Origin of the sequence: Streptomyces sp. NPDC096323 (genome assembly GCF_040302845.1) — a bacterium.
Taxonomy (GTDB): Bacteria; Actinomycetota; Actinomycetes; order Streptomycetales; family Streptomycetaceae; genus Streptomyces.
On sequence record NZ_JBEOSI010000009.1, the window covers coordinates 15104 to 41125 of the forward strand.

General features: G+C 71.2%; 27 protein-coding genes. 7 read left to right on the forward strand and 20 right to left on the reverse strand.

What is annotated here, in order from left to right; translation table 11 throughout:
* Positions 1-62: 62 nt before the first annotated feature.
* The 4 genes from ABTX18_RS24385 to ABTX18_RS24400 form a co-directional block, all read right to left on the reverse strand.
* On the reverse strand, positions 63-581 hold the full coding sequence (locus tag ABTX18_RS24385; protein WP_352124873.1) for a SixA phosphatase family protein: 519 nt from the start codon (positions 579-581) through the stop codon (positions 63-65).
* Positions 582-655: 74 nt separating this feature from the next.
* Positions 656-862: a hypothetical protein gene (locus ABTX18_RS24390; protein ID WP_352124874.1), complete on the reverse strand. Its 207-nt coding sequence runs from the start codon at positions 860-862 to the stop codon at positions 656-658.
* Positions 863-1010: 148 nt separating this feature from the next.
* Entirely contained in the window at positions 1011-1121 is a 111-nt protein-coding gene (locus tag ABTX18_RS24395; RefSeq protein ID WP_266786054.1) for an SGM_5486 family transporter-associated protein, read from the reverse strand.
* 26 nt (positions 1122-1147) lie between these two features.
* Positions 1148-2434, reverse strand: coding sequence for a CynX/NimT family MFS transporter (locus ABTX18_RS24400; protein WP_352124875.1), 1287 nt, complete (start codon positions 2432-2434; stop codon positions 1148-1150).
* A 117-nt stretch (positions 2435-2551) separates the two neighbouring features.
* On the opposite strand from ABTX18_RS24400, the gene ABTX18_RS24405 reads away from it, so the two are divergent.
* Complete coding sequence (locus ABTX18_RS24405; RefSeq protein ID WP_352124876.1) at positions 2552-3226, forward strand: FadR/GntR family transcriptional regulator; 675 nt, start codon at positions 2552-2554, stop codon at positions 3224-3226.
* On the opposite strand, the gene ABTX18_RS24410 is transcribed toward ABTX18_RS24405, so the two are convergent.
* The 4 genes from ABTX18_RS24410 to fabG all read right to left on the reverse strand — a co-directional run bounded on the left by ABTX18_RS24410 (position 3223) and on the right by fabG (position 7196).
* Positions 3223-4857, reverse strand: a complete 1635-nt coding sequence (locus ABTX18_RS24410) for a hypothetical protein (protein WP_352124877.1) — start codon at positions 4855-4857, stop codon at positions 3223-3225. The genes ABTX18_RS24405 and ABTX18_RS24410 overlap by 4 nt on opposite strands.
* Positions 4858-5138: 281 nt before the next feature.
* Positions 5139-5543 (reverse strand): hypothetical protein, encoded by a 405-nt coding sequence (locus tag ABTX18_RS24415; protein WP_352124878.1) that lies wholly within the window; start codon positions 5541-5543, stop codon positions 5139-5141.
* A gap of 160 nt (positions 5544-5703) precedes the next feature.
* Positions 5704-6471, reverse strand: a complete 768-nt coding sequence (gene fabI, locus ABTX18_RS24420) for an enoyl-ACP reductase FabI (RefSeq protein ID WP_352124879.1) — start codon at positions 6469-6471, stop codon at positions 5704-5706.
* A gap of 5 nt (positions 6472-6476) precedes the next feature.
* Positions 6477-7196: a 3-oxoacyl-[acyl-carrier-protein] reductase gene (gene fabG, locus ABTX18_RS24425; RefSeq protein ID WP_352124880.1), complete on the reverse strand. Its 720-nt coding sequence runs from the start codon at positions 7194-7196 to the stop codon at positions 6477-6479.
* Positions 7197-7464: 268 nt separating this feature from the next.
* Between fabG and ABTX18_RS24430 the strand changes: the two genes are divergently transcribed.
* The 3 genes from ABTX18_RS24430 (at position 7465) to tyrS (ending at position 11721) form a co-directional block, all read left to right on the forward strand.
* Positions 7465-8988: a TldD/PmbA family protein gene (locus ABTX18_RS24430; protein WP_352124881.1), complete on the forward strand. Its 1524-nt coding sequence runs from the start codon at positions 7465-7467 to the stop codon at positions 8986-8988.
* Positions 8985-10379 carry a metallopeptidase TldD-related protein gene (locus tag ABTX18_RS24435; RefSeq protein ID WP_352124882.1) on the forward strand — a complete coding sequence of 465 codons (1395 nt, stop codon included), beginning with the start codon at positions 8985-8987 and terminating at the stop codon, positions 10377-10379. The genes ABTX18_RS24430 and ABTX18_RS24435 overlap by 4 nt, the downstream gene beginning before the upstream one ends.
* Before the next feature lie 73 nt (positions 10380-10452).
* On the forward strand, positions 10453-11721 hold the full coding sequence (gene tyrS, locus ABTX18_RS24440) for a tyrosine--tRNA ligase (RefSeq protein WP_352124883.1): 1269 nt from the start codon (positions 10453-10455) through the stop codon (positions 11719-11721).
* 120 nt (positions 11722-11841) lie between these two features.
* On the opposite strand, the gene ABTX18_RS24445 is transcribed toward tyrS, so the two are convergent.
* Entirely contained in the window at positions 11842-12126 is a 285-nt protein-coding gene (locus ABTX18_RS24445) for a GlsB/YeaQ/YmgE family stress response membrane protein (RefSeq protein ID WP_352124884.1), read from the reverse strand.
* A gap of 240 nt (positions 12127-12366) precedes the next feature.
* Here ABTX18_RS24445 and ABTX18_RS24450 point away from each other — a divergent pair, with 240 nt between their 5' ends.
* Together ABTX18_RS24450 and ABTX18_RS24455 are read left to right on the forward strand one after the other, a co-directional pair.
* Positions 12367-12744, forward strand: coding sequence for a DUF3099 domain-containing protein (locus ABTX18_RS24450; RefSeq protein ID WP_352124885.1), 378 nt, complete (start codon positions 12367-12369; stop codon positions 12742-12744).
* Between the two features lie 219 nt (positions 12745-12963).
* Complete coding sequence (locus ABTX18_RS24455; protein ID WP_352124886.1) at positions 12964-13215, forward strand: hypothetical protein; 252 nt, start codon at positions 12964-12966, stop codon at positions 13213-13215.
* Positions 13216-13236: 21 nt separating this feature from the next.
* On the opposite strand, the gene moaA is transcribed toward ABTX18_RS24455, so the two are convergent.
* The 3 genes from moaA to ABTX18_RS24470 all read right to left on the reverse strand — a co-directional run bounded on the left by moaA (position 13237) and on the right by ABTX18_RS24470 (position 16415).
* Positions 13237-14226, reverse strand: coding sequence for a GTP 3',8-cyclase MoaA (gene moaA, locus ABTX18_RS24460; protein ID WP_352124887.1), 990 nt, complete (start codon positions 14224-14226; stop codon positions 13237-13239).
* Positions 14227-14412: 186 nt separating this feature from the next.
* Positions 14413-16053 (reverse strand): monocarboxylic acid transporter, encoded by a 1641-nt coding sequence (locus ABTX18_RS24465; RefSeq protein ID WP_352124888.1) that lies wholly within the window; start codon positions 16051-16053, stop codon positions 14413-14415.
* Positions 16050-16415 (reverse strand): DUF485 domain-containing protein, encoded by a 366-nt coding sequence (locus tag ABTX18_RS24470; RefSeq protein WP_148015995.1) that lies wholly within the window; start codon positions 16413-16415, stop codon positions 16050-16052. Before ABTX18_RS24470 ends, ABTX18_RS24465 begins: the two co-directional genes overlap by 4 nt.
* A 291-nt stretch (positions 16416-16706) precedes the next feature.
* On the opposite strand from ABTX18_RS24470, the gene ABTX18_RS24475 reads away from it, so the two are divergent.
* Positions 16707-18242 carry a S8 family peptidase gene (locus tag ABTX18_RS24475; protein ID WP_352124889.1) on the forward strand — a complete coding sequence of 512 codons (1536 nt, stop codon included), beginning with the start codon at positions 16707-16709 and terminating at the stop codon, positions 18240-18242.
* Positions 18243-18282: 40 nt separating this feature from the next.
* Here ABTX18_RS24475 and ABTX18_RS24480 read toward each other — a convergent pair whose 3' ends face one another.
* The 8 genes from ABTX18_RS24480 to ABTX18_RS24515 form a co-directional block, all read right to left on the reverse strand.
* Positions 18283-19326, reverse strand: coding sequence for a zinc-dependent alcohol dehydrogenase family protein (locus tag ABTX18_RS24480; RefSeq protein ID WP_352124890.1), 1044 nt, complete (start codon positions 19324-19326; stop codon positions 18283-18285).
* Positions 19327-19347: 21 nt separating this feature from the next.
* Positions 19348-20040 carry a lysoplasmalogenase gene (locus ABTX18_RS24485; RefSeq protein ID WP_352124891.1) on the reverse strand — a complete coding sequence of 231 codons (693 nt, stop codon included), beginning with the start codon at positions 20038-20040 and terminating at the stop codon, positions 19348-19350.
* Positions 20037-20924, reverse strand: coding sequence for a sterol desaturase family protein (locus ABTX18_RS24490; RefSeq protein WP_352124892.1), 888 nt, complete (start codon positions 20922-20924; stop codon positions 20037-20039). The genes ABTX18_RS24485 and ABTX18_RS24490 overlap by 4 nt, the downstream gene beginning before the upstream one ends.
* 113 nt (positions 20925-21037) lie before the next feature.
* On the reverse strand, positions 21038-21742 hold the full coding sequence (locus ABTX18_RS24495) for a VIT1/CCC1 transporter family protein (RefSeq protein WP_503061209.1): 705 nt from the start codon (positions 21740-21742) through the stop codon (positions 21038-21040).
* 30 nt (positions 21743-21772) lie between these two features.
* Positions 21773-22996, reverse strand: coding sequence for an amidohydrolase family protein (locus ABTX18_RS24500; RefSeq protein WP_352124894.1), 1224 nt, complete (start codon positions 22994-22996; stop codon positions 21773-21775).
* On the reverse strand, positions 22996-24273 hold the full coding sequence (locus tag ABTX18_RS24505; protein ID WP_352124895.1) for an amidohydrolase family protein: 1278 nt from the start codon (positions 24271-24273) through the stop codon (positions 22996-22998). The genes ABTX18_RS24500 and ABTX18_RS24505 overlap by 1 nt, the downstream gene beginning before the upstream one ends.
* Positions 24274-24290: 17 nt before the next feature.
* The gene (locus tag ABTX18_RS24510) at positions 24291-25175 is read right to left on the reverse strand and encodes an SDR family NAD(P)-dependent oxidoreductase (RefSeq protein ID WP_352124896.1); all 885 of its coding nucleotides are present in this window, start codon (positions 25173-25175) and stop codon (positions 24291-24293) included.
* On the reverse strand, positions 25172-25972 hold the full coding sequence (locus tag ABTX18_RS24515) for an acetoacetate decarboxylase family protein (protein WP_352124897.1): 801 nt from the start codon (positions 25970-25972) through the stop codon (positions 25172-25174). Before ABTX18_RS24515 ends, ABTX18_RS24510 begins: the two co-directional genes overlap by 4 nt.
* Between the last annotated feature and the right edge of the window lie 50 nt (positions 25973-26022).

The window sequence follows — 26022 nt, forward strand, 5'->3', positions numbered from 1 at the left end:
AGGAGGGCCCGGGTGCGTACGCCGAAGCGTGCGCACCCGGGCCCTTTCGGTGAGCCGGGCGGTCAGTCGTTCGGCGTCCAGTACTCGACGAGCTTGCCGACGCCGTGCTCCACGCTCTTCCAGGTGCCTGGGAGCTCGACCACGGCGAACGCGGCGGTCGGGAAGCCGCCGCGGGTCATCCGCGCCAGGGCGTCGCCCTCCGCCGTGCCCGCCAGGGCGTCGGCGACGGCGTGCATGCCGGGGTTGTGGCCGATCACGAGCAGATCGCGGACCTCGTCGGGGGTCTCGTTGATCAGCGCGATGAGCTCGCCGAGCGAGGCCTCGTAGAGCCTCTCCTCGTACACGGTCCTGGGGCGCTCCGGCATCTCGTGCACGGCCAGCTTCCACGTCTCACGCGTCCTGGCCGCGGTCGAGCAGAGGGCCAGGTCGAAGACGATCCCGGAATCGGCGAGTTTGCGGCCCGCCACGGGGGCGTCCTTGCGGCCGCGCTCCGCGAGCGGCCGCTCATGGTCGGAGTCCTGCGACCATTCCGCCTTTGCATGCCTGAGAAGGACGATCCTGCGAGGTGTATCGACGCTCATACATCTCAGCTTCGCACGAAATGTGCCACCTGGCGCAGGGTGTTGGAGTGCTCCCCCGCCCCGGGCGCCGGACGTCAGCGGGTGAGCAACTCCACGATTCGCTCCAGCAACCGGCCGACCGCCGGATCGCCCGTGGCGGCGTGCGCCTGGCCCGGTCCGGCGATCAGCAGGAGGAGTGCGCCGAAGGCGACGGCGGGCAGCGCGACGGCCCACCACGGCAGCCGGACCTCGACCCCGGCCGTGTCCGGGCGGGTGGAACGGGTGTGCGTACGGGCCGGCATGTCCGCCTCCGTGGGTGCTGGATTCCGATACCCAGAACCTACGGATCCGGGGGCGCCGGTCACATCCGGTGACCCACCCACTCCACCCTGACCCCAGCCCCCTAGGGGATGGTGGGGCTAGCCCCACCCTCGCGCCGTCAGCCGTGCGTCACGGGGAGGCGATCGAGGCGATCACGCCGATGACCACCGTGATCAGCAGCATGGCCCCGAAGACCATGAGCAGCTTCTTCTGACCGTTCTGGGGATTCGGATCGAGCACAGGAGACATGGACCCAGTCTCGCATCTCAGGATTCGTCCTCGATCGTCCGGTCCCGGCCGGCCAGGATTCCCGCTGCCATCTGCGGCACCATCAGGGCCGCCATGAGCGCGATCGGCAGCCCCCAGCCGCCACTGTGCTGGTAGAGCACGCCGACCAGCAGCGGGCCGGGAATCGAGATCAGGTAGCCGGTGGACTGGGCGAACGCGGAGAGCCTGACCACGCCGGCGCCGCTGCGGGAGCGCATGCCGATCATGGTGAGGGCGAGCGGGAAGGCGCAGTTCGATACGCCGAGGAGCAGCGCCCAGAGCCAGGCCCCGCCGGACGGGGCGAGGTAGAGGCCCGCGTAGCCGATGAGGCCGCAGGCGCCGAGGAAGACGACGATGGGCCCCTGGTTCCTCATCCGGGCGGCGACCCTGGGGATGACGAAGGCGAGCGGCACGCCCATCGCCATGGTGAGGGCGAGCAGGACGCCCGCCGTGCCGGCCGAGACGCCGGCGTCCCGGAAGATCTGCGGCATCCACCCCATGGTGATGTAGGCGGCGGTGGCCTGGAGGCCGAAGAAGCAGGCGAGGGCCCAGGCGGTGCGGCTGCGGGTGATCCGCAGGGCCGGGGCGTCCGGCCGGTGGGCCGCGGAATGTCCGGGGGCGTCGCCGCGGTCCCGTACCAGCGGGATCCAGGGCAGGATCGCGACGGCGGCGAGCGCGGCCCAGACGCCGAGACCGGCCTTCCAACTGCCGCCCATCGCCTCGGTCATGGGGACGGTCACGGCGGCGGCCAGCGAGGTGCCCAGCGCCAGGGCCATGGAGTAGAGGCCGGTCATGGAGCCGACGCGGTCGGGGAACCAGCGCTTGACGATCACCGGCATCAGGACGTTGCTGACGGCGATGCCCATCAGGGCGAGCGCGCTCGCGGCGAGGAAGCCGGCCGTGCCGCCGACGAGGGGCCTGATCACCAGCCCCGCCGTGATGGCCACCATGCCCGCGCAGACGACCGCGCCCGCACCGAAGCGGCGGGCCAGCCGCGGCGCCATGACGCCGAAGACCGCGAAGCAGAGCGGCGGTACGGAGGTGAGCACCCCGGCGACGCTGCCGCTCATGTGCAGCCCGTCCCGCACCTCCTCCAGAAGCGCGCCGAGGCTGGTGATGGCGGGCCGGAGGTTGAGCGCGGTGAGGACGAGCCCGACCGTGACCAGGCGGAACACCCAGGGGGCGGGGCCGGTCCCCTGCGCGGGGACCTCGGTGCGGGAGGCCGCCGGTGCGGTGGGGTTCAGCGTCCGGGCCGGGATCCGGGAAGGGGTTTCGTCGGCAGACATGGGGCCATCATAGAATCATGGGATGATTGCTTGTCCACTTCTCTGAGACGATGCGGATACCGCCGTGAGACGGCGGACCGGCCGGCCGGTCCGCCCCACACCCGAGCAAGGAGCACCATGGCGCTGACGTCCCCGCGGCGTTCGGCACTCGCCGACCAGGTGATTGCCCAGCTGAGGAACCAGATCACGTCGGGCGAGTGGCCCGTGGGCTCGCGCATCCCCACCGAACCCGAGCTGGTCGAGCAGCTGGGGGTGGCCCGTAACACCGTCCGCGAGGCGGTGCGGGCGCTCGCTCACAACGGGCTGCTGGACATCCGGCAGGGCTCGGGCACCTACGTGGTGGCCGTCAGCGAGCTGGCCGGGGTGATGCACCGCCGGTTCGCGTCAGCCGATCCCCGCCATGTCGCCGAGCTGCGCTCGACGCTGGAGTCCTCGGCGGCCCGCCTGGCCGCGGCCCGGCGCACCGAGCGGGACCTCAAGCAGCTGGACGCGCTCCTGCGGCACCGGGAGGAGACCTGGGCGGCGGGGGACGCGGAGGCCTTCGTGGCGGCGGACGCGACCCTGCATCTGGCCGTGGTCGCCGCCTCGCACAACGAGGTGCTGACCGGCCTCTACGCGGACCTGGGTGAGCTGCTGAAGGACTACCTGCGGGACGACGTCGGGCATGAGCTGCGGCCGGAGAACCACATGGACCACAGCCGGCTCGTCGAGGCGATCCGGACCGGCGACGCGGAGACGGCGGCGGCCGAGGCCGCGAGCCACGCGCTGAGCTGCCTGGTGGACCGGGTCTAGGACCCTGACCTGGCACCCGTCCGCCAGTCGGTCGGGCCCGTTCGCCCCAGTGATCCGGGTCCGCCTCCCCGACCGACAGTCCGGCCCCTGGCCGCTTCAGGAGTCCGGGCCGCTCGGACCGGGCGGTCCGGCGGTGGGAACAGATAGCCGCTGTACGGGCCCGCGTCCCGGGTCTCCGCCAGGAAGACGGGCGGGCCCGAGGGTGCGTACGCCGGCCGGGGGCCGCCGCCGGCGACGAGAACCGCCGTCGGGACCCGCCGGGCGGCCTCCCTGAGACCTGCGGGGGTGATGCTCCCGTCGTGCCCGGTGGTCTGCCGTGAGGCGCAGCCCGCGTAGTAGGCGATCGGGACGGCCTGATGGCCGCTGATCACGCAGGGTGGGCGGATTCCGTTGCGGTGGAGCGCGGCGGCCACGGTCTCGAAGTCCGCGCTGGTCGAATGACTGCTGGCGGACACCCGGCTCGTCACCTGGAGCTGCACGACCAGGTGGGCGGCGAGAACGGCGGCGAGCGCGACGACGCGCCACTGCGCCGCGACGGTACGCCCCGGCCGTCCGGCGGGACGGCGCGCCCACGCGTACAGCCGTACCAGGCACTCCGCCACCGGCAGGGACAGCAGCGCGTAGGCGGGCAGCAGGAAGCGCGGTGCCGCGTACTCGATCAGGAAGAGGTACGGCACCGCCAGCGACACCGCCGTCCCGGTCGCCAGCAGGATCGCCGTGCCCCGGCCGGCCCGGCGGGCGACGACCGCTCCGCCGGCGGCGAGGAACGGCAGCAGGGCCCACCAGACCGTCGTCCCGGGCCGTTTCCACGGGATGGTGCAGGGGCGGCAGAGGGTGCGCCCTTCAAGCGCCTTGGCCTGATCGTCCACCGCCAGGTTCCAGCCCAGACCGCCCTGGATCTCGCTGGCCCGGTGCAGCCGGGTGAGCGGACCCCCGTAGTGCGCGAACGCCTCCACGATCCACGGTGCGGCTCCCACGAGCAGCCCGACGGCCAGCGCGGCGAACATCCGGGGCCGCACCACCGTGACCAGCAGCAACGGCAGGGCGAGCCACACCCCGTCAGCCGGCCTCATCAGCACGACGACCGCTGTCGCCGCCCCCGCACCGAGGAGTCCGGCCCGCCCCGCCCCGCGCAGCAGGCCACGCGCGACCCACCCGGCGGCGGCCAGTGAGCCCAGCGCGCACCACAGGTTCGGCATGGCCATGGAGCCGTAGAACAGGGCCGGCCAGAGGGTGGCGAAGACCGCTCCCGCACAGACCAGGACGCGGGCGGGCACGAGGGTGCGCCATACCCGGAAGGCACCGACGAGCGCGCCGGCCGAGAGCAGGACGAGGTAGATCCGCAGGGCCGTCGTGGACGCGGTGAGGGCGGCGACCGGAACGACCAGGTAGGAGATGCCGCGGGCGCGGGGAGCGCTGAAGAACGCCGCAGGGGTGTCGCCTCCGGCCTGGCTGACGTAGACGGTCTCGTCCCACCCGAGGCCGGACCCCGGTACGACGAAGGCCAGTTGGACGGCGACGCAGACCACCGCGACCGCCACCAGGCAGGGCAGCAGCCGTGGCGAGGGCCGGGGCGCCGGCTCCGTCGACTCGCGCACGGGGGGTGGGCTCGGAGTCCGTAACTCGTACATGACCGCTCCTGGGCAAGGCGGTTGGGGATGACCCCCTGACCGGGGACAGCCTGCCCGATCGCGGCGTACGGGGACGGTGGGCACGCCGTACCAGCGCGTCGCCCCTGGGGCCTCTGCCTAGGGGCTGTCCCGCAATTCCTGGCGGGCGCACGACGACAGCTACGGCACCTCGCCGCGTTGTCGAAACGCCCGAATACATCCAGTATGCGGGCGCCTCTCCGCCTTGCGATGCACCGCATCTGACGCCGCGCGCTGATCCACCAGGAATTGCGGGACAGCCCCTAGGAAGACTTGGCCTTGCGCGGGTGCGTGTCGGCGGCGTGCGTGACCCAGGCCGAGCGGACTTCCTTCCAGCAGCGGTCGTCCAGCCGGACGGTCCGGCCGGGGCCGACGGTCACCGGCTTGGAGTCTGCGTCGATGTCCCACCAGCGGGCGCATTCGGTGTGCAGCTGGACGCGGTCGGTGGAGGGGTACGGGTTGTGGCAGTAGGCGACGACCCTGGAGCCCTTCACCGACGTACGGCATTCGGCGCCGGAGGGCTCGGGGTCGGCCGCGGGCGGCGCGGCCCGGCCGGCGGCTCCGACGTACCCCGCCGTGTACAGGCCGGCGGGTACCAGCAGCCCGGCGACGACGGCCGAGGCCACCAGCAGGGATCGGGTTCGGGTTCGGTGACGAGTACCGCGCACAGCGATCTCCTCCCCTCAGCCTGACCAGAAGTCCGGTTCCTCCACATTCTGCGGTGGATCGGCCGGGTTTTCGACCTGAGCGCCGGAAGGCCTTACGGGGCAAGGAAAACGGCCGCGCACCGCCTCAGGAGGAGGCGGTGCGCGGCCGGGGTGCGAGAATTCAGGCGCCGATCATGTGCACGCCACCGTCGACGTGGATGATCTCGCCCGTCGTCTTCGGGAAGAAGTCCGACAGCAGCGCGACGATGGCGCGGCCGGCCGGCTCCGGGTCGGCCATGTCCCACGCCAGCGGGGAACGGGTGTCCCACACGCTCGCGAGCTCGCCGAAGCCCGGGATGGACTTGGCGGCCATGGAGCCGAGCGGTCCGGCGGACACCAGGTTGCAGCGCAGGCCGTCCTTGCCGAGGTCCCGGGCGAGGTAGCGGGAGGTCGCCTCCAGGGCGGCCTTGGTCGGGCCCATCCAGTCGTACTGCGGCCAGGCGAACTGCGCGTCGAAGGTGAGGCCGACGATCGAACCGCCCTCGCTCATCAGCGGCTTGCACGCCATGGCGAGCGACTTCAACGAGAACGCCGAGACGTGCATCGCCGTGGCGACCGACTCGAACGGGGTGTTGAGGAAGTTGCCGCCGAGGGCGTCCTGCGGCGCGAAACCGATGGAGTGGACGACGCCGTCGAGCGAGCCCAGCTCGTCCTTCACCAGACCGGCGAGCCGGTCCAGGTGCTCGGTGTTGGTCACGTCCAGCTCGATGACCTTGGCCGGCTTGGGCAGCTTCCTGGCGATGCGCTCCGTCAGCGTGGGCCGCGGGAAGGCGGTCAGAATGATCTCCGCGCCCTGCTCCTGAGCCACCTTGGCGGCGTGGAACGCGATGGACGACTCCATCAGCACCCCGGTGATGAGGATGCGCTTGCCGTCGAGAATTCCGCTCATGGTGATCAGTGACCCATGCCCAATCCGCCGTCAACGGGGATGACGGCTCCAGTGATGTACGACGCGTCGTCGGAGGCGAGGAAGCGCACCGCGGCGGCGATCTCCGCAGGCTGCGCGTAACGCGCGAGCGGCACCTGGGCGACGATGCCCTTGCGCTGCTCCTCGGTGAGCGCCTGCGTCATGTCGGTGTCGACGAAGCCGGGCGCGACGACGTTGAACGTGATGTTCCGCGAGCCGAGCTCACGGGCCAGTGAACGGGCGAAGCCGACCAGACCGGCCTTGGAGGCCGCGTAGTTGGCCTGTCCCGCCGAGCCGAGGAGGCCGACGACGGAGGAGATGAGGACCACGCGGCCCTTCCTGGCGCGCAGCATGCCGCGGTTGGCGCGCTTGACGACCCGGAAGGTACCGGTGAGGTTGGTGTCGAGTACGGACGCGAAGTCCTCCTCGGACATCCGCATCAGCAACTGGTCCTTGGTGATACCGGCGTTGGCGACCAGCACCTCCACGTTGCCGTGCTTCTCCTCGATCTCCTTGTAGGCCTGCTCCACCTGTTCGGCGTCGGTGATGTCGCAACGGACCGCGAGCACACCCGCCTCGGTGAGCTCGGCCGGCGGCTCGCCGGAACGGTAGGTGATCGCGACCTTGTCGCCGTTGTCGGCGAAAGCGCGGGCGATGGCGAGGCCGATGCCCCGGTTTCCTCCGGTGACGAGAACCGAGCGGCTCAACGGATCACCCTTTCCTTCAGCGGTCTGGTACCTCGAAAACCTATCGGTACCAGGTGCTCCGCGGGGAATCGGCCCCTGACAGCGCGTCCATCCGGTCACTGTGGGGTTCCTACAGTGCCGCATCCGTCCCGGCAAGCCGCGCCCGGACCGGGGGCCACCCGGCGGCCCGCCCCCGCACGGGCGGGAATTCGGCCGCGACGCCGCTGCGGCCGTGCTTCACTGCCTCGTAAACGATCCGAGGGTATGTGACGCAGAGGAGAGGCCGCCCGTGGCCCATGAGGTAGATCAGTCGTTCCTGGCCCTCCCGCTACGGCCCCTCGCCGACGCGGCGCTCGCCCGCGCGCGGGCGCTCGGGGCCGTGCACGCCGACTTCCGCTTCGAGCGGGTGCGCAGCGCCACCTGGCGGCTGCGGGACGCCCGGCCGGCGGGGTCGTCGGACACCACCGATCTCGGGTACGCGGTGCGGGTGGTGCACGGCGGGGCGTGGGGGTTCGCCTCCGGGGTGGATCTCACGATGGACGCCGCGGCGCGGGTGGCCTCGCAGGCCGTCGCCATGGCGAAGCTGTCGGCGAAGGTGATCGCGGCGGCGGGGTCGGACGAGAGGGTGGAGCTCGCCGACGAACCCGTACACGGGGAACGCACCTGGGTGTCGGCGTACGACATCGACCCCTTCGACGTACCGGCCGAGGAGAAGGCGGGGCTGCTCGCCGAGTGGAGCGGCCGACTGCTGGGCGCCCCGGGCGTCGCGCATGTGGACGCCTCCCTGATGACCGTCCACGAGAACAAGTTCTACGCCGACACGGCGGGCACGGTCACCACCCAGCAGCGGGTGCGGGTGCATCCGCAGGTCACCGCGGTCGCCGTGGACGCGACGACCGGCGAGTTCGACTCGATGCGCACGATCGCGCCCCCGGCGGGGCGCGGCTGGGAATACCTGACCGGCACCGGCTGGGACTGGGACGCGGAGCTGGAGACCATTCCCGGGCTGCTGGCCGAGAAGATGCGGGCCCCGAGCGTCGAGGCGGGGGCGTACGACCTGGTCGTCGACCCGTCCAATCTGTGGCTGACCATCCACGAGTCGATCGGCCACGCCACCGAGCTGGACCGGACGCTGGGGTACGAGGCGGCGTACGCCGGGACCTCGTTCGCCACCTTCGACCAGCTGGGCAAGCTGACGTACGGCTCTCCGGTGATGAACGTGACTGGCGACCGCACCGCCGAGCACGGGCTGGCGACGATCGGGTACGACGACGAGGGCGTCGAGGCGCAGTCCTGGGACCTCGTCAAGGACGGGACGCTGGTGGGCTACCAGCTGGACCGCCGGATCGCGAAGCTGACGGGTCTGGGCCGGTCCAACGGCTGCGCGTTCGCCGACTCGCCGGGTCATGTGCCCGTGCAGCGGATGGCGAACGTGTCGCTGGCACCCGATCCCGGCGGGCTCTCCACGGAGGATCTGATCGGCGGGGTGGAGCGCGGGATCTATGTGGTCGGCGACCGGTCCTGGTCGATCGACATGCAGCGGTACAACTTCCAGTTCACCGCGCAGCGGTTCTTCCGGATCGAGAACGGCAGGCTGGCCGGGCAGTTGCGCGATGTCGCCTACCAGGCGACGACGACGGACTTCTGGGGCTCGATGGAGAAGGTCGGCGGACCGCAGACGTACGTCCTGGGCGGCGCCTTCAACTGCGGCAAGGCCCAGCCGGGCCAGATCGCGGCCGTCTCGCACGGCTGCCCCTCCGCCCTCTTCCGAGGCGTGAACATCCTCAACACGACGCAGGAGGCCGGGCGATGAGCCGCGTCAGCAAGCCGCACGAGATCGTCGAGCGCGCGCTCGAACTGTCCACCGCCGACGGCTGTGTGGTCATCGCCGACGAGGAGTCGTCGGCCAATCTGCGCTGGGCGGGCAACGCGCTCACCACGAACGGGGTGACCCGGGGCCGGACCCTGACCGTCATCGCCACCGTGGACGGGTCCGAGGGCGCCGCCTCCGGTGTGGTGTCCCGGTCCGCCGTCACCGCGGCCGATCTGGAGCCGCTGGTGCGGGCCGCCGAGGCCGCCGCGCGCGGGGCCGGTCCGGCCGAGGACGCGCAGCCGCTGGTCACCGGCGTGCCGGAGTCGCCCGACTTCACGGACGGGCCCGCCGAGACGGGGGCCGACGTCTTCGCGGCGTTCGCGCCCGCGCTCGGCGACGCCTTCGCCCGGGCCCGCTCCGGCGGCCGCGAGCTGTACGGCTTCGCGAACCACGAGATGACGTCGACCTACCTGGGTACGTCTACGGGGCTGCGGCTGCGCCACGACCAGCCGAACGGGACGCTGGAACTGAACGCCAAGTCGCCCGACCGGTCGCGTTCGGCCTGGGCGGGGCGCTCGACCCGTGACTTCAAGGATGTCGACCCGGCCGAGCTGGACGCCGAGCTGGCCCAGCGTCTCGGCTGGGCGGAGCGCCGGATCGAGCTGCCCGCCGGGCGGTACGAGACGCTGCTTCCCCCGACCGCGGTCGCCGACCTGCTGATCTACCAGCTGTGGTCGGCGACCGCCCGGGACGCCGTCGAGGGCCGGACGGTGTTCTCCAAGCCGGGGGGCGGGACCCGGCTCGGCGAGACCCTGTCCCCGCTGCCGCTGACCCTGCGCAGCGACCCGTACGCGCCGGGGCTCGAGTCCGCGCCGTTCGTCATCGCGCACGCGTCCGGGGACGGTGCGTCGGTCTTCGACAACGGGCTGCCACTGGGCCGGACCGACTGGATCAGGGACGGCCGGCTCGAACAGCTGACGACGACCCGGCACACGGCCGGTGAGACCGGGCTGCCGCTCGCCCCGGCGATCGACAACCTGTTGCTGGAGGGCGGCGGGGAGCGGTCCGTGGAGGAGATGGTGGCCGCGACGACCGGCCGCGCACTGCTGCTGACCTGCATGTGGTACATCCGGGAGGTCGACCCGGCGACGCTGCTGCTGACCGGGCTGACCCGGGACGGCGTGTATCTCGTGGAGGGCGGCGAGGTGGTCGGTGAGGTGAACAACTTCCGCTTCAACGAGTCCCCCGTGGATCTGCTGTCGCGGGCCACGGAGGCCGGCCGTACGGAGAAGACGCTGCCGCGCGAGTGGGGCGACTGGTTCACCCGGGCCGCGATGCCCGCGCTGCGCATCCCGGACTTCAACATGAGCTCGGTGAGCCGGGGCGTATGACCCGCCTAGACTGACGGTTGCCTTTCGGTAGAGGCAGCTCATTCGATACACGTAGCTGAGGAGACACGGAACCGTGACGGACATCGTCGACGAGCTGAAGTGGCGCGGGCTGTTCGCCCAGTCCACTGACGAGGACGCGCTGCGCAAGGCTCTCGCGGACGGTCCGGTCACGTTCTATTGCGGCTACGACCCCACCGCGGCGAGTCTGCACGTCGGCCATCTGGTGCAGGTGCTCACCATGCGCCGCCTCCAGCAGGCCGGTCTGCGGCCGCTCGCCCTGGTGGGCGGGGCGACGGGTCAGATCGGTGACCCGCGGCCGACCGCCGAGCGCACGCTGAACGACCCGGAGACCATCGCCGCCTGGGTGGCACGGCTGCGGGCCCAGATCGAGCCGTTCCTGTCCTTCGAGGGCGAGAACGCGGCGGTCATGGTGAACAACCTGGACTGGACCGCGGGCATGTCCGCGATCGAGTTCCTGCGGGACATCGGCAAGCACTTCCGGGTCAACAAGATGCTCACCAAGGAGTCCATCGCCCGGCGGCTGGAGTCCGACGAGGGCATCAGCTACACCGAGTTCAGCTACCAGCTGCTCCAGAGCATGGACTTCCTCGAGCTGTACCGGCGCCACGGCTGCACCCTCCAGCAGGGCGGCAGCGACCAGTGGGGCAATCTCACCGCGGGCCTCGACCTGATCCACCGCCTGGAGCCGGGCGCCGACGTGCACGCGCTGGCGACCCCGCTGATGACGAAGGCGGACGGCACCAAGTTCGGCAAGTCCGAGAGCGGCGCCATCTGGCTCGACGCCGAGATGACCACGCCGTACGCGTTCTACCAGTTCTGGCTGAACGTGGACGACCGCGACATCTCCCGCTACATGCGCATCCTCAGCTTCCTGAGCCCCGCCGAACTGGAGGAGCTGGAGAAGGTCACCGAGGAGCGGCCGCAGGCCCGGGCCGCGCAGCGTGCGCTGGCCGAGGAGCTGACGACGCTGGTGCACGGCGCGGAGCAGTGCGCCGCGGTCATCGCCGCGTCGAAGGCTCTGTTCGGTCAGGGCGAGCTCGGTGAGCTGGACGAGGCGACGCTGGGCGCGGCGCTCTCCGAGGTGCCGCACGCGCAGGTCACCGAGCTCGGTCCGCTGGTCGACCTGCTGGTCGAGGCCGGTCTGGCGCCGAGCAAGTCGGGCGCCCGTCGCACGGTCAAGGAGGGCGGCGCCTACGTGAACAACGTGAAGGCCGTCGACGGTGAGGCGGCGCCGTCCCGCGAGGAGCTGCTGCACGGGCGCTGGCTGGTGCTGCGCCGTGGCAAGAAGAACCTGGCGGCGATCGAGGTCACGGCCGGCTGACCCACGCGCGGGCAGCATCCCACGCGCGGCCGGCATCATCACGGCCGGCCGGCCGAGTACGGACAGCAGCACGGCGGGGCACGCACGATGCGTGCCCCGCCGTCATGCGTCCGTCCCGGATCAGGTCCTCTGCCGGCTGCCCCGGCTGCCCCGGATCGAGGCATAGAGCATGTCGCCGACACCGACCACCACCACGGCTCCGATCAGCTGGAGCACATGGCGTGTCCAGTCGATGCCCTTGGTGTCGTTGACGCCGATCCAGGTGGCGACAGCATTGCCGAGGATGCTGCCGATCATGCCGAAAATGACCGTCAGCCAGAGTGGGATCTGCTGCTTGCCCGGCAGGATCGCCTTAGCGATCAGACCGAGCACCAGACCCACGATGATTGCCCACAGCCAGCTCATGTCGCCTCCTCGTACGACGCGGTGTCGTGCATGGCCCAGTCTCTGTGCCGCTCGGCTACGCCGCACGTCGGACAGGTCCGTACGTGCGACGGGCGGGGACGCGTACGCACGCGGCGCGCCCCGGCATCGAACCGGGGGGACACCGGGCGTACCGTGGGATCCGGTCCGGTCCGGGGAGCGTCCGGCGCAGCAGAGGGTCTCCCCCAGTTCGTCATGAGCTCGGGGAAGGGTGGTGGAGACGTGTTGGGGAAGCACAGCGGTGCGGAGGTCTTCCGGATCACGGGGGCGCGGCAGGGGCTCGCGGAGGACGTGCGCGGCAGGCAGCGGCGGTATGTGATCTCGATGTCGGTGCGCACGGTTTCGGTGGTCGCCGCGGCAGTCCTGTGGAACGTGGAACGTCATGTGGCGATCGTGGCGCTCGCGCTGGGCGTTCTGCTGCCGTACGTCGCGGTCGTCATCGCCAACGCGGGCCGGGAGAACAGCCCGTCCATTCCCTCGACCTTCATTCCGGCGGCCACGCGGCCCGTGCTGGACGCGGCGCCGATGGCGGGGCCGACGGAGCCCGGTCCGGAATCCGGACGCGCTTTCCGAAGCCCGGATCCGCAGGAGCACGGCTGAGTCCGGGGCGGACCCAAGCTCAAGAAAAGCTCAGATCAATCATGAAGTTCCAGTGCACCGCACCCGGGTCTGCGTGACATACTTCGTGAGCGCTCCGCATCCCCCGTCGGAGCGACGGACCGACGCCGGGCAGCTCCCCCCGTGGCTGCTCGGCGTCGCCATTTCTCCGGCGGGGATGCCGCAGGATCGCCGTCCTGCCCAAGCCTTAGGGTTGAGTCCGTGAACTCCCCAGAACCCGATTCCGCGGCCGCTGCCACCGCCCCCGTCTGCTCGGCCAAGGGCTGCCGCGCCGATGCCGTGTGGGTGCTCGCCTGGAACAACCCGAAGCTGCACACTCCCGACCGCCGCAAGACCTGGCTGGCCTGTGACGAGCACCGGGAGCACCTGTCGCAGTTCCTGGGGGTGCGGGGCTTCCTGAAGGACGTGGTGACGCTGGCCGAGTGGGAGTCGCCGGACTCGCCGTCCTCGTAAAAAGTCCTCGTGAACAAGCGGCTATCCGCCGATCGCGGACATCGGGCGGTCGGGCTGGAGGAACGACGGGTCGTCGAGGCCGGAGCCGGCCTTCTTGCCCCACATGGCGAGCTTCCAGAGCCGGGCGATCTCCTCGTCCGGGGCCTCGGAGCGCAGGGCGCCGCGCAGGTCGGTCTCCTCGCGGGCGAACAGGCAGGTGCGCACCTGTCCGTCGGCGGTGAGCCGGGTGCGGTCGCAGGCCCGGCAGAACGGCCGGGTGACGGAGGCGATGACGCCGACGCGGTGGGGGCCGCCGTCCACGAGCCAGCGCTCGGCGGGGGCGGAGCCGCGTTCGCCGTCCTCCTCGGCGGTGAGCTCGAAGCGGGTGCGCAGCGACTGGAGGATGTCACCGGCCGTGATCATGCCGTCGCGCTTCCAGCCGTGCTGGGCGTCGAGCGGCATCTGCTCGATGAAGCGGAGCTCGTACTCGTTCTCCACGGCCCAGGCGAGGAGGTCGGGGGCCTCGTCGTCGTTGAGCCCCGGCATCAGGACGGTGTTGACCTTGACGGGGGTGAGGCCGGCCTCGCGGGCGGCCTCGAGTCCGGCCAGGACGTCATGGTGGCGGTCGCGGCGGGTGAGGGTCTTGAAGACTTCGGGGCGCAGGGTGTCCAGGGAGACGTTGACCCGGTCCAGGCCTGCGGTCTTGAGCGCGGCGGCGGTCCGCTTGAGTCCGATGCCGTTGGTCGTGAGCGACATCTTCGGGCGGGGCTCCAGGGCCGCGCACTGCTGGACGATGGAGACGAGTCCGGGGCGCAGCAGGGGCTCTCCGCCGGTGAAGCGGACCTCGGTGATGCCGAGCTGTGAGACGGCGATGCGGACGAGCCGGACGATCTCGTCGTCACTGAGCAGGTCGGGCTTGGCCAGCCACTGCAGGCCTTCCTCGGGCATGCAGTAGGTGCAGCGCAGGTTGCAGCGGTCGGTCAGCGAGACGCGCAGGTCAGTCGCAACCCGGTCGTAGGTGTCGATGAGCATGGTGGGCCCCCTCCCCCGGCGACTTCTCCGGTTGCGGTATCTGACTCTTCCGAGACTACGCGAGACCTCTGACAACGGAGGGGCCCGTTTGACACGAGGAGCGGCGCGGCCGCGTCGTAGGACTCTACGACGCGGCCGCGGGAGCGGAGGGCGCGGGATGCGCTCTCCTGTGTGAACTCCTGCTCTCTAGTGGGCTCCGATGCCGGTGAGGGACTTGACCTCCAGCTCGGCGTACTTGCCCTTGTCGGGCTCCTCCTTGGACAGGAGGGAGCCGATCCAGCCGAGCAGGAAGCCCAGCGGGATGGAGATCAGGCCCGGGTTCTCCAGCGGGAACCAGGCGAAGTCGACGCCCTTGAACATCGAGGTCTTCGCGTTTCCGGAGACGACCGGCGAGAACAGCACCAGGATCACCGAGCTGGCGAGGCCGCCGTAGATGGACCACAGCGCGCCCTGGGTGGTGAACCGCTTCCAGAACAGGCTGTAGAGCAGCGTCGGCAGGTTGGCCGAGGCGGCGACGGCGAAGGCGAGTGCCACCAGACCGGCGACGTTCATGTCGCGGGCGAAGGCGCCCAGCAGGATCGCGGCGGCGCCGATGAACACGGTGGCCCAGCGCGCGGCCCGCATCTCCTCCTTCTCGGTGGCCTTCCCCTTGCGGATGACGTTGGCGTAGATGTCGTGGGCGAAGGAGGACGAGGAGGCGAGGGTGAGTCCCGCGACCACGGCGAGGATGGTGGCGAAGGCGACGGCGGAGATGACGGCGAGCATGACGGCGCCGCCGGTGGTGCCGACCCCGCCGAGGTACTCGGCGAGCTGCGGGGCCGCCGCGTTGCCTGCCGGGTTCTTCGCCCTGATCTCGTCCGGGCCGATGAGGGCCGCGGCGCCGAAGCCGAGCGCGATCGTCATCAGGTAGAACGCGCCGATGATGCCGATGGCCCAGTTGACCGACTTACGGGCGGCCTTGGCGGTCGGCACCGTGTAGAAGCGGATCAGGATGTGCGGCAGTCCGGCGGTGCCCAGCACCAGGGCGATGCCGAGGGAGAGGAAGTCCAGCTTCGAGGTGCCGGTGGCCCCGTACTTGAGTCCGGGCTCCAGGAACGAGGCTCCGTGGCCGCTCTTCTCGGCGGCGGTGCCCAGCAGGTCGGAGACGTTGAAGTCGAACTTCCACAGCACCATGAAGGTCATCAGGATGGCACCCGCGATGAGGAGCACGGCCTTGACCATCTGCACCCAGGTGGTGCCCTTCATGCCGCCGATGGTGACGTACACGATCATCAGTACGCCGACCAGCGCAACGATGAGGATCTTTCCGGCGTCGCTGGTGATGCCGAGGAGCAGCGAGACCAGAACTCCCGCGCCCGCCATCTGTGCGAGCAGGTAGAAGATCGAGACGATGATGGTGGAGACGCCCGCGGCGGTACGGACCGGGCGCTGGCGCATCCGGTAGGCGAGGACGTCGCCCATGGTGTACCGGCCGGAGTTGCGCAGCGGTTCGGCTACCAGCAGCAGCGCCACGAGCCAGGCGACGAGGAAGCCGATGGAGTAGAGGAAGCCGTCGTAGCCGAAGAGGGCGATGGCTCCGGCGATGCCGAGGAACGAGGCGGCGGACATGTAGTCGCCGGAGACCGCGAGTCCGTTCTGGAAGGCGGTGAACTGGCGGCCGCCCGCGTAGAAGTCGGAGGCGCTCTTGGTCTGGCGGCCGGCCCAGACGGTGATGCCGAGGGTCGCGACGACGAAGAGCGCGAAGAGGGAGATGATCAGCGGCCGGTGCTCGCTGGTCGACGAGGCGGCGAGCGTCACGACGTTCTGGGAGTGGTACGCGGCGCTCATGCGTCGGCCTCCATACGGGACTTGATGGCCTCGGCCTTCGGGTCGAGCTTCGCGTTGGCGTGCCGCGAGTAGAACCAGGCGATGAGGAACGTGGTGAGGAACTGGGCGAGGCCGAAGACGAAGGCCACGTTGAAGTTGCTGTACACCTTGGTGCCCATGAAGCCGCCGGCGTAGTTGGAGAGCAGCACGTACAGCAGGTACCAGAGGACGAAGGCGATGGTCAGGGGGAAGGCGAACGAGCGGTACGAGCGGCGGAGTTCGCCGAATTCCTGGCTCGCCTGCTCCGCGACGAACGCCTCGGTCGTGGGCTGGGCGGGGCCGGTCTCCGTACTGCCCTCGGGCGGCGGTGCATCGGTAGCCACGGAATCTCCTCGCGACGCGGGTGCGGTGGTGGTGGGGACGGTGGATTTCACTGGGGACCTCGATATCGGGGAGTGATGGTGCGCTTCCCCTGACAACGGCACGCGGCGCGCGGCGAAGCGGTTCACCTCGGTTTCGGCCCACTCCGCGTCACCCCTTCGGACGCTCCGGCCCGAATCGGTTCTCCCGGAATCATTGATGAGCGGGGATGATCGGCGATAGCTTCACTCGTCATGTACGCGACTGGACACAGCCCGTGTCCGGTCGACTGATACGGATGAAGTGGAGACCCCATGGCTCATCTGGGATCCGGACGCACGCGCGCACTGACGCTGCCCGTCGGATTGGCCCTCACCGCCTCGCTCGGCTTCCTGCCGACGGGCACCGCCTCCGCCGCCCCGGCGCAGGACGCGCCCGCGGCGGCGGTGTCGACGGACGGACCGAAACTGTCGTACGTGGTCAACACCCGCGGCGGTCACGGCACCGTCAAGCAGGTGCGCAAGGCGATCGAGCGGGCGGGCGGCACGGTGGTGATCGCCTACGACCGGATCGGGGTCATCGTCGCCCATTCGCAGAACCCGCAGTTCGCGCAGGCGATACGCCGGGTCAGAGGTGTCGACTCCGCGGGCGCCACCCGCACCAACCCGATCGTGCCGCAGGCCACCAAGGACATCGGTGTCGAGCAGCCGCTGACGGCCGAGCAGGAGCGGACCGCGGCGGCGCAGGCGACGGCGGGCCAGGACCCGCTGGAGCCGCTGCAGTGGGACCTGCCCGCCATCAAGGCGGACAAGGCGCACGAGAAGTCGCTGGGCAGCTCGAAGGTCACGGTCGCGGTCATCGACACGGGCGTCGACGACACCCATCCGGACCTCGCCCCGAACTTCGACCGGTCCGCCTCGGCGAACTGTGTCTCCGGCGCCCCGGACACCACGGAGGGCGCCTGGCGTCCGGCGGCCGGGGAGAGCGATCACGGCACGCATGTCGCGGGCACGATAGCCGCCGCGAAGAACGGCATCGGGGTGACGGGGGTCGCGCCGGGCGTGAAGGTCGCCGGCATCAAGGTGGCGAACCCGGGCGGCTTCTTCTACACGGAGTCCGTCGTCTGCGGCTTCGTCTGGGCCGCCGACCACGGCGTCGACGTCACGAACAACAGCTATTACACCGACCCGTGGCTCTACAACTGCAAGAACGACCCGGACCAGGGCGCGCTCGTCGAGGCGGTCGCCCGGGCCACGCGGTACGCCGAGAGCAAGGGCACGGTCAACGTCGCCGCGGCGGGCAACTCGGCCGAGGACCTGGCGGCCGACACGATCGAGGACTCGACCAGCCCGAACGACACCGAGCCGGTGACCCGGACCATCGACCCGAAGCAGTGCTTCGACATCCCGACGATGCTGCCGGGTGTCGTGACGGTCTCGGCGACGGGCGCGAAGGGGCTGAAGGCCTCGTACTCGAACTACGGGAACGGCGTCATCGACGTGGCCGCGCCGGGCGGCGACTCGACGAGCTACCAGACGCCCGCACCGCCCGCGACGAGCGGTCTCATCCTCTCCACGCTGCCGGGCGGCAAGTACGGCTACAAGGCCGGGACCTCGATGGCTTCCCCGCATGTCGCGGGCGTCGTGGCCCTGATCAAGTCGAAGCACCCCTACGCTTCGGCGGCCGCGGTCAAGGCCCTGCTGACGATCCAGGCCGACGCCACGGCGTGCGGTGACCCGTACGACATCAACCGCGACGGCACGGTCGACGCGGTCTGCGAGGGCGGCACGAACCGCAACGGCTTCTACGGGGCCGGAGTGGTGGACGCGCTGGACGCCGTGCGCTGGTAGCGGACGGTGCGGGGGCCGGTGGTCCGGCCCCCGCACCGGCTCACGGCTTGATGAGGACCTTCAGCGCCGTCCGCTCGTCCATCGACTTGTAGCCGGCCGGTACCTCGTCGAGGCCGACGGTCAGGTCGAAGACGGGCGACGGGTCGATGGTGCCGGACAGCACGTCGGGGAGCAGCTCCGGGATGTAGGCGCGCACGGGGGCTACGCCGCCGCGCAGGGCGATGTTCCGGTCGAACATGACGCCGAGGTCCAGTCCGGTGCCGCTGCCGTGCGGCACGCCGACGTAGCCGATCGAGCCGCCGTCGCGGGTGATGCCGATGGCGGTGCGCATCGACTGCTCGGTGCCGACGGCCTCGATGACCGCCTGGGCGCCCTCGCCGCCGAGCAGTTCCCGTACCGCCGCGACAGCCGCTTCGCCGCGCTCGGCGACGACGTCGGTCGCGCCGAAGTCCCGGGCGATGTCGGTACGCGCCCGGTGGCGGCCGAGTGCGATGATCCGCTCGGCGCCGAGCCGCTTGGCGGCCATGACGCCGCACAGGCCGACGGCTCCGTCGCCGACGACGGCGACCGTGGAGCCGCGCTTCACACCGGCGCCCACGGCGGCGTGGTGGCCGGTGCCGAGGACGTCGGAGAGGGCGAGCAGCGCGGTGAGCAGGTGGTCGTCGGAGGCCGCGGCGGCGGGGAGCTTGACCAGCGTGCCGTCGGCGAACGGGACGCGTACGGCCTCGCCCTGGCCGCCGTCGGAGCCGGCCGAGCCCCAGAAGCCGCCCTGCGGGCAGGAGGTGGTGAGCCCCTCGGCACAGTAGGTGCAGGTGCCGTCGGACCAGACGAAGGGGACGACGACGAGGTCGCCGACGGCGAAGCCGTTGACCTCGGAACCCGCCTCCTCGACGGTCCCCAGGAACTCGTGGCCGATCCTCTGACCCGGCTGCCGGGCGGACTCGCCGCGGTAGGCCCACAGGTCGCTGCCGCAGATGCAGGCCCGCAGGACCCGCACCACCACGTCGGTGGGCTGCTGGATCACCGGGTCGGGGACCTCCTGCACGCGGATGTCGTGGGGTGCGTGGATGACGGTGGCGCGCATGCGTGGGGGTCCTTGCTGATCTCAGATGCTGATACCCCGCTCACGGTACGCCCCATGGGTCACACCGGCCCATTTCGCCCCCGGGGCGAGCGCGCCCAGGGTCAGCAGGAGCTGCGCGGCCACGTAGGTGAGCATGACCCAGAAGCCGGGGGCGGGCGGCTGCGGCCAGTCGGCGATGCCGGTGGCGATCAGGGCGTCGGAGAGCAGGAAGAGCGCGCCACCGGCGGCCGCGTACCGGCCGAGGACCCCGGACCGGTAGGCCATGGCGGTCAGCAGCAGGCTGTAGCCGGCCATCGGGACCCGCAGCCCGGCCGGCAGCCCGTCCCAGATCAGGACGACGAAGACGGTGAGGACCGCCGCGTACCCGATCCCGGGCAGCAGGGCGCCGCGGGCCCGGCCGAAGAGCCGCAGATAGCAGAGGTGCCCGGCGGCGAAGCCGCCCATCCCGACGAGGAAGGCTAGATCGGCGTCGGCCAGCAGGAACACGTCCCCGGTCCAGCCGCAGAGCAGGGCCGCGATCAGCAGCCGGGGCCCGCGCCGGGCGGCGGCGTACGCGGCGAGGAGCGGCATCAGCAACGGCTTGGCGACGAGGTGAAGGACGTCGCTTCCGGCCAGGAGCCCCGCGAGGTCGGCGGCGCACGCGGCGAGGAAGGCGATGAGCAAGGGGCGTACGAGACGCTCCCGCCGGCCGTCCGGCAGCCCACCGGCGCTCATCCGGTGCGCTCCCGCACGGGGGCGGCCGTGAGGGCCTTCCCCTTACCCGCCGTGGCGGGCTGCCAGCCTGGACCGCGGAAGACCCGCCCGGCCCGCTCGCTCCAGCTGCCCGCCGCACGCACGTCGCGGGCGATGGCGGCGTACTCGTGGGTGGCGACCCGCAGCGGGTTGAACGTGTCGATGTTCTTCGTGAGCCCGAACACGGGCCGCTCCGTCTCCGCGGTGAAGGAGCCGAACCACCGGTCCCACACGATCAGGATGCCGCCGAAGTTCCGGTCGAGGTAGCCGCCCTGGGAGGCGTGGTGCACCCGGTGGTGGGAGGGGGTGTTCAGTACGTACTCGAAGGGCCGGGGCAGCTTGTCGATCCGCTCGGTGTGCACCCAGAACTGGTAGACGAGGTTGGCCGACGAGCAGAAGGCCAGGGCCGCCGGGTGGACGCCGCAGGCGATCAGCGGGAGGTAGAACGGCCAGACGGTCAGCGAGGTCCAGGGCTGGCGCAGCGCCGTGGAGAGGTTGAACTTCCGGCTGGAGTGGTGGACCACGTGGCAGGCCCAGAGGATCCGGATGACGTGGTGGCCGCGGTGCGACCAGTAGTAGAGGAAGTCCTGCCCCAGCAGCATCAGCGGAACGGTCCACCACAGGAGCGGGACGCGGAGCGGGGTCAGTTCGTACACCGCGGTGTAGACCGCGACGATGGGCACTTTCCACAGCAGGTCGAAGGCCAGGCTGCCCAGCCCCATGGTGATGCTGGTGGCGGCGTCCTTCGCCTCGTAACCGGCGGCGTCCTCGTCGGGGTGGAAATGGTGGAGCGCCATCTCCAGAACGGTGAGCAGGACGAAGGCCGGTATGGACCAGAGCACTACATCGGGCAGGTTCGTCGGCATGCCTGCACCGTAGGGCCCCGGATCCGGCCCCGCCTAGACGTTGTTACCAACAAGTATGCGAGACATGCTGTCAGCGGCTTTTGGCGCCTTCTGCCAACGGCGGGCACCGGTCCTCACACCCCCGCCGCCCCCAGCAGCTCCCCCGCCGCATACGTCACCGCCATCGCCACCGCTCCCCCGCCCATGTTGCGCAGCACCGCCGGGCCCGGGGCCGCGGCGCCCAGCCGGGCACTCCACCAGCCCGTCAGGGACAGGGCCGCGAGCACGGACACCACGGTCACCAGGAGGCGGACCGATGACGGCGGCAGCACGATCGCCAGCAGGGGAAGCAGCGCACCGGCCGTGAACGCGAGGAAACTGGCCCCGGCCGCGTGCCAGGGGTTCGTCAGGTCGTCCGGGTCGATGCCCAGCTCGACCTCGGCATGGGCGCGCAGCGCGTCGCGTGCGGTGAGCTGCACAGCGGCCTCGCGGGCCACCTCCCGGCTGAGTCCCTTGCCCTCCAGCAGGCCGGTGAGCTCGGCGAGTTCGGCCTCCGGGGTCTCCTGGAGCTCGCGCCTCTCGGTGGCCAGTGCGGCCTTCTCCGAATCGAGCTGGGTGGAGACCGACACGTACTCGCCCGCGGCCATCGACATGGACCCGGCCAGCAGCCCGGCCAAGCCCGCCGTCAGCAGGGTGCCGCGGTCGTCGGTGGCCCCGGCGACGCCGACGACGAGGCCCGCGGTGGAGACGACGCCGTCGTTGGCCCCGAGGACCGCGGCGCGCAGCCAGTTCAGCCGCGCGCCCAGGCCGTTGCCGTGCGGTTCGTGGTGCGCCTGCATATCCGTCACCCGGGGATGGTCTCACCTCGCTCACCAGACGCGTACCGACCCACCCCGTGCGAAAGCGGGGCTCGTGGCGTCCGCCGGGACCTCCTTCAGGGGTTCGGCGATCTCCTCGGCTGTCGGGCCGACGGTCGCCGCGATGCGGTCGAGGGCGGGCAGGTCGAATCCGTAGACTCGGGCCGCGTTCCCGCCGGTCATGGCCGCGATCTCGGCCGGCGGCAGTCCGGCGTACGCGATCCGCAGGGCCTCCCGCGAGTACGGGGCGGTGCCCTCGTCGTGCGGGTAGTCGCTGCCCCACATGATCTTGTCGAGGCCGATCCGTTCGCGCAGCGGCACCTCGTGCGGGCGCATGAAGCTGGCGCCCACGTAGCAGTTCTCGCGCCAGACCTCACTGGGGCTCGCGCCCATCGAAGCGGCGAGCCCGGCACCGAACTTGGACTCGGCGGTGGCCGCACGGGTCGCCGCCGCGACCAGCCGCCCGTGGTAGTAGTCGAGCATCTCCACGACCCCCGGGATCCAGCCCGATCCCTGTTCGGTGAGGACCAGTTTCAGCCCGGGGTGGCGGCGGAAGGCCCCGCCGAAGATCAGGTGCCACAGCGCCCGGTGCGAGAACCAGGTGGTCTCCACCATGAAGACGGCGCGGGCCGCCGGTTCGTCGCCGAGCGGCGGGGAGGCGGAGCCGCCGTGGTGGTTGACCGGAACGCCGAGCTCCGCGCAGACCGCCCACAGCGGGTCGTACACCTCGGAGTACAGCTCCGGGATTCCGCTGCCAGGTGGGGCGCCGGGCAGCAGGATGCCGCCGGTGAGCCCCGCCCGCGTGGTGCGGCGGATCTCGCGGACCGCCTCGGCCGGGTCGTTGAGGAGGATCTGCGCGACGCCCGCCCTTCGGCCGGGCGCGGCGGCGCAGAAGTCGGCCAGCCAGCGGTTGTGGGCGCGCAGGCCGGCCCAGCGCTGTTCGTACTCCTGCCGGGAGGGCGCGGGCGCCATCAGGGAGGCGGAGGGGAAGAAGGGCGGGATGGTGTTGGGGAAGACGACTTCCGCGACGATTCCGTCTGCCTCCAGTTCGGCGAGTCGGCGGTCCGAGTTCCAGTTGCGGTCGGCGGTGTCGGCGACCAGGTCCTCGTACGGGTTGACGTAGGCGGCTGCCCAGGCGTCGAAGTCGTCGTGGTGCTTCGACTCCAGGTAGGGCCGGTAGTCGAGGAGGTCGGCACCGGCGTGGCAGTCGGCGGAGATGACGGTGTAGCGGTCCATCACGAGACCCCCAGGACCGGGAAGTCGTGGTCGGTCAGCCAGTGCCGGCCGACCTCGCGCGAGCGGGCCCAGGACGCCTCGACCGCTGCCTGGTCGGTGCTCTGGCCCAGGTCGGCGGGGGTGGGGCCGATGCGCGCGGCCAGCGGGGCGAGCTTGTCCGTGTCGAAGCCGAAGACCTCGGCGGCGGCGAGGCCCAGCATCACGCGGGTCTCGGCGACGGGGATGTCGTGGAAGGTGTCGCGCAGCCACCTCGCGGTGTTCGGCCAGGTGCCCTCCGGGTGCGGGAAGTCGCTGCCCCACAGGATGTTGCCGACGCCGATCTCGTACCGCTGGGCGAGCTCCCGGCGTTTGGTGTTCGTGGCGCAGACGAACACCTGCCGGTCGAGGTACTCGTGCGGCGGGCGCCTGAGTTCGGCGAACGGGGAGAGCTTCTTGCCGCCGTGGGCGCCGAGGTAGAGCCGGTCCATGAACCACAGGAGGTTCGGCAGCCACCAGCAGCCGGACTCCGCGACGCCGAACCTCAGCCCGGGGTGCCGTTCGAGGGCGCCCGACCAGAGGAGGAACCAGAGCGGACGGGAGGGCCACCAGGTGACCTCGGAGACGTAGATGCCGAGGTGATCGCCGTACTCGTGGCGGGGCGCCGCGCCGGAGTGGGTGACGACCGGCATGCCCGTCTCGGCGGCGGCCGCCCACACGGGGTCGTAACGGCGGTCGTGGTAGGGGGCCTTGTCGACCCACATGGAGGGGATCATCAGGGCGCCCAGACCGGACTCCTTCGCCCGGTGGATCTCGGCGACGACCCGGTCCCTCTCGCCGGTGACGGGCAGCAGGGCGACGCCGCAGTGGCGCTCGGGGTGCTGCGAGACGAAGTCGGCGAGCCAGCGGTTGTGGGCCTGCGCCCCGGCCATGCCCAGCTCGGGGTCCTGGTCCCCGGAGAGGCCGAGACCGACCCCGAAGGGGGCCGCGGTGCGGCTGTCGACGGCGTCCGCGTCGGGGAAGACGACCTCGGCCGCCACGCCGTCGCCGTCGAGCTCCTTGAGACGCTGCCCGGCGTCCCAGCCGCCCCTCAGCCCCTCCTCGTTGTCGCGGAACCACTTGTCGGCGAAGGCCTCGTTGCGTACGCCGAGGCGGGTCATCTCCTCGCGACGGCGGTCCCGGCCGGCCAGGAAGTCGTCGAACTCACGGTGGAAGCGGCGCTCCAGGTAGGGCCGGTACTCCTCGGTGGGCAGTCCGGCGTGGCAGTCGGAGGAGATGATCAGGTACGGGTCGTCGGTCATCGCGGGGTCCTGTCTCCTCAGTCGAGTACGAAGCTCTCCAGGTACGACGGATTGGAACGGTCGAGCATCGACTGCGACCTGGCGCGGATCTGGCGGTCGCTGTGCTCGCTGTCGGGCAGCATCCAGAAGCGGTCGGCGCGTATCCCGTCCACGACGGTCGCGGCGACGTCCTCCACCGGTGTGAACTCCACCTCGTGGCCCGCCGCCCGCATGGCGCTCTCCCACTGGCCGAGGCTGCGGTACGGGGTCCGGCGCGGGCGCTCCTTGGCGTACCGCTCCGGCCGGTTGCGGTGCGACTCCCACAGTCCGGTGCGCAGCATGTGGGGGCCGGGGAAGAGGACCGAGGCGCCGACCGGGGCGCCCTCCGCCCGCAGGTGCGCGTACAGCGACTCGGTCATCGTGACGACGGCGGACTTGGTGACGGCGTACACGGACGCGGTGGGCAGCGGGGCGATCCCGCCGTCGCCGGAGGAGGTGTTGACGACGTGGCCGGGGGCGCCGCCCTCCAGCATGCGCGGCAGGAAGGCCTGGATGCCGTGGAAGACGCCCCACACGTTGACGGCGAAGGCCCATTTCCAGTCGTTCGGGTCGTGTTCCCACATCCGGCCCTCGGCGCCGGAGCCGACACCGGCGTTGTTGCACAGCACGTGCACGGCCCCGAAGGTGTCGTACGCGGTGTCGGCGAGCGCGGTGACGGAATCGCGTTCGCCGACGTCGACGACCGCGGCGAGCACCCGCGCGCCCTCGCGGCTCAGTTCCCCCGCCGCCTTGTCGAGCGCGCCCTCCTCCACGTCGGCGAGGACGACGTTCAGCCCCTCGGCCGCGAACCTGCGGGCCATCGCGAACCCGACGCCGCTCGCGGCGCCGGTGACGACGGCTGTCTGTCCCTCCTGAAGCCTCATCGGACGCTCCCTCGCGGCGGGCCGTCGTGAATCTGCTGCGGATCGTCGTAGCGCTGGTGGATGTACGGCAGGAGCGCGTCGGCGCTCACCCGCTCGACGGCCCGGCCCCGCTGGTCGCTGGTCTTCTCGCCGATGGTGAGGTCGAGGAGGCGCAGTACGGGAAGGTCGGCGACCGGGTCGTACATGGATTCGCGCAGCACCACGTCTCCGGTGATCCGCTCCAGCCGGCGGACCTTCTCGTGGCGGGTGCAGTGGATCAGGACGGGGCCGGAGTCGAAGCCGTCGCCGTCCGCCGCGGGCAGGAACTTGAAGTAGAAGTCGAGCTTGGTGACCAGTGGGGGCAGCGGGAGCGGTTCGGTGACGGCGCCGCGGATCTCGACGAAGGCGATGCCGTGGCGGGCGAGCGAGGCGTGCACCACGAGTCCTTCGCGCTCCACCCGCACCTCGCCGAGCTTCTTCGGCTCGCCGAACACCTCGCGGCCGCCGGTCAGGGCCCGCTCGTGGGTCATCGGCATGACCAGGGGGTACCAGCCCTCGTGCCCGTCGTGGACGGCGGCGACGGCGACGGAGCCCGCGCCGAGGGGGTAGCCGGGGAGATCGACCTTGCTGATGTTCGCCCGGACCAGCGGGCGCGCGGAGGGTTTGAGGGGCGGCGGGAGGACGGCGGCCACCGCGTCCGGGTCGCTCTCCCAGACGGCGGCGACGCCGGTGGACCAGATGTCGGGGAGCCGGGAGCGGGCCTCGCGGGCCGCCGCGATCTCGGCCTCGGTGCGCGCGCCGTACCGTACACGTGCCATGCGGTGCCACCCTTCTCGGTTGTCCGTACCGGGCTCTGTAACACAGTTAC

Coding starts and splice junctions, on each gene's coding strand:
- ABTX18_RS24385 (WP_352124873.1), bottom strand. CDS start 581: ATGAGCGTCGATACACCTCGCAGGATCGTCCTTCTCAGGCATGCAAAG.
- ABTX18_RS24390 (WP_352124874.1), bottom strand. CDS start 862: ATGCCGGCCCGTACGCACACCCGTTCCACCCGCCCGGACACGGCCGGG.
- ABTX18_RS24400 (WP_352124875.1), bottom strand. CDS start 2,434: ATGTCTGCCGACGAAACCCCTTCCCGGATCCCGGCCCGGACGCTGAAC.
- ABTX18_RS24405 (WP_352124876.1), top strand. CDS start 2,552: ATGGCGCTGACGTCCCCGCGGCGTTCGGCACTCGCCGACCAGGTGATT.
- ABTX18_RS24410 (WP_352124877.1), bottom strand. CDS start 4,857: ATGTACGAGTTACGGACTCCGAGCCCACCCCCCGTGCGCGAGTCGACG.
- fabI (WP_352124879.1), bottom strand. CDS start 6,471: ATGAGCGGAATTCTCGACGGCAAGCGCATCCTCATCACCGGGGTGCTG.
- ABTX18_RS24435 (WP_352124882.1), top strand. CDS start 8,985: ATGAGCCGCGTCAGCAAGCCGCACGAGATCGTCGAGCGCGCGCTCGAA.
- ABTX18_RS24445 (WP_352124884.1), bottom strand. CDS start 12,126: ATGAGCTGGCTGTGGGCAATCATCGTGGGTCTGGTGCTCGGTCTGATC.
- moaA (WP_352124887.1), bottom strand. CDS start 14,226: ATGCTCATCGACACCTACGACCGGGTTGCGACTGACCTGCGCGTCTCG.
- ABTX18_RS24465 (WP_352124888.1), bottom strand. CDS start 16,053: ATGAGCGCCGCGTACCACTCCCAGAACGTCGTGACGCTCGCCGCCTCG.
- ABTX18_RS24475 (WP_352124889.1), top strand. CDS start 16,707: ATGGCTCATCTGGGATCCGGACGCACGCGCGCACTGACGCTGCCCGTC.
- ABTX18_RS24480 (WP_352124890.1), bottom strand. CDS start 19,326: ATGCGCGCCACCGTCATCCACGCACCCCACGACATCCGCGTGCAGGAG.
- ABTX18_RS24485 (WP_352124891.1), bottom strand. CDS start 20,040: ATGAGCGCCGGTGGGCTGCCGGACGGCCGGCGGGAGCGTCTCGTACGC.
- ABTX18_RS24490 (WP_352124892.1), bottom strand. CDS start 20,924: ATGCCGACGAACCTGCCCGATGTAGTGCTCTGGTCCATACCGGCCTTC.
- ABTX18_RS24495 (WP_503061209.1), bottom strand. CDS start 21,742: ATGCAGGCGCACCACGAACCGCACGGCAACGGCCTGGGCGCGCGGCTG.
- ABTX18_RS24500 (WP_352124894.1), bottom strand. CDS start 22,996: ATGGACCGCTACACCGTCATCTCCGCCGACTGCCACGCCGGTGCCGAC.
- ABTX18_RS24505 (WP_352124895.1), bottom strand. CDS start 24,273: ATGACCGACGACCCGTACCTGATCATCTCCTCCGACTGCCACGCCGGA.
- ABTX18_RS24510 (WP_352124896.1), bottom strand. CDS start 25,175: ATGAGGCTTCAGGAGGGACAGACAGCCGTCGTCACCGGCGCCGCGAGC.
- ABTX18_RS24515 (WP_352124897.1), bottom strand. CDS start 25,972: ATGGCACGTGTACGGTACGGCGCGCGCACCGAGGCCGAGATCGCGGCG.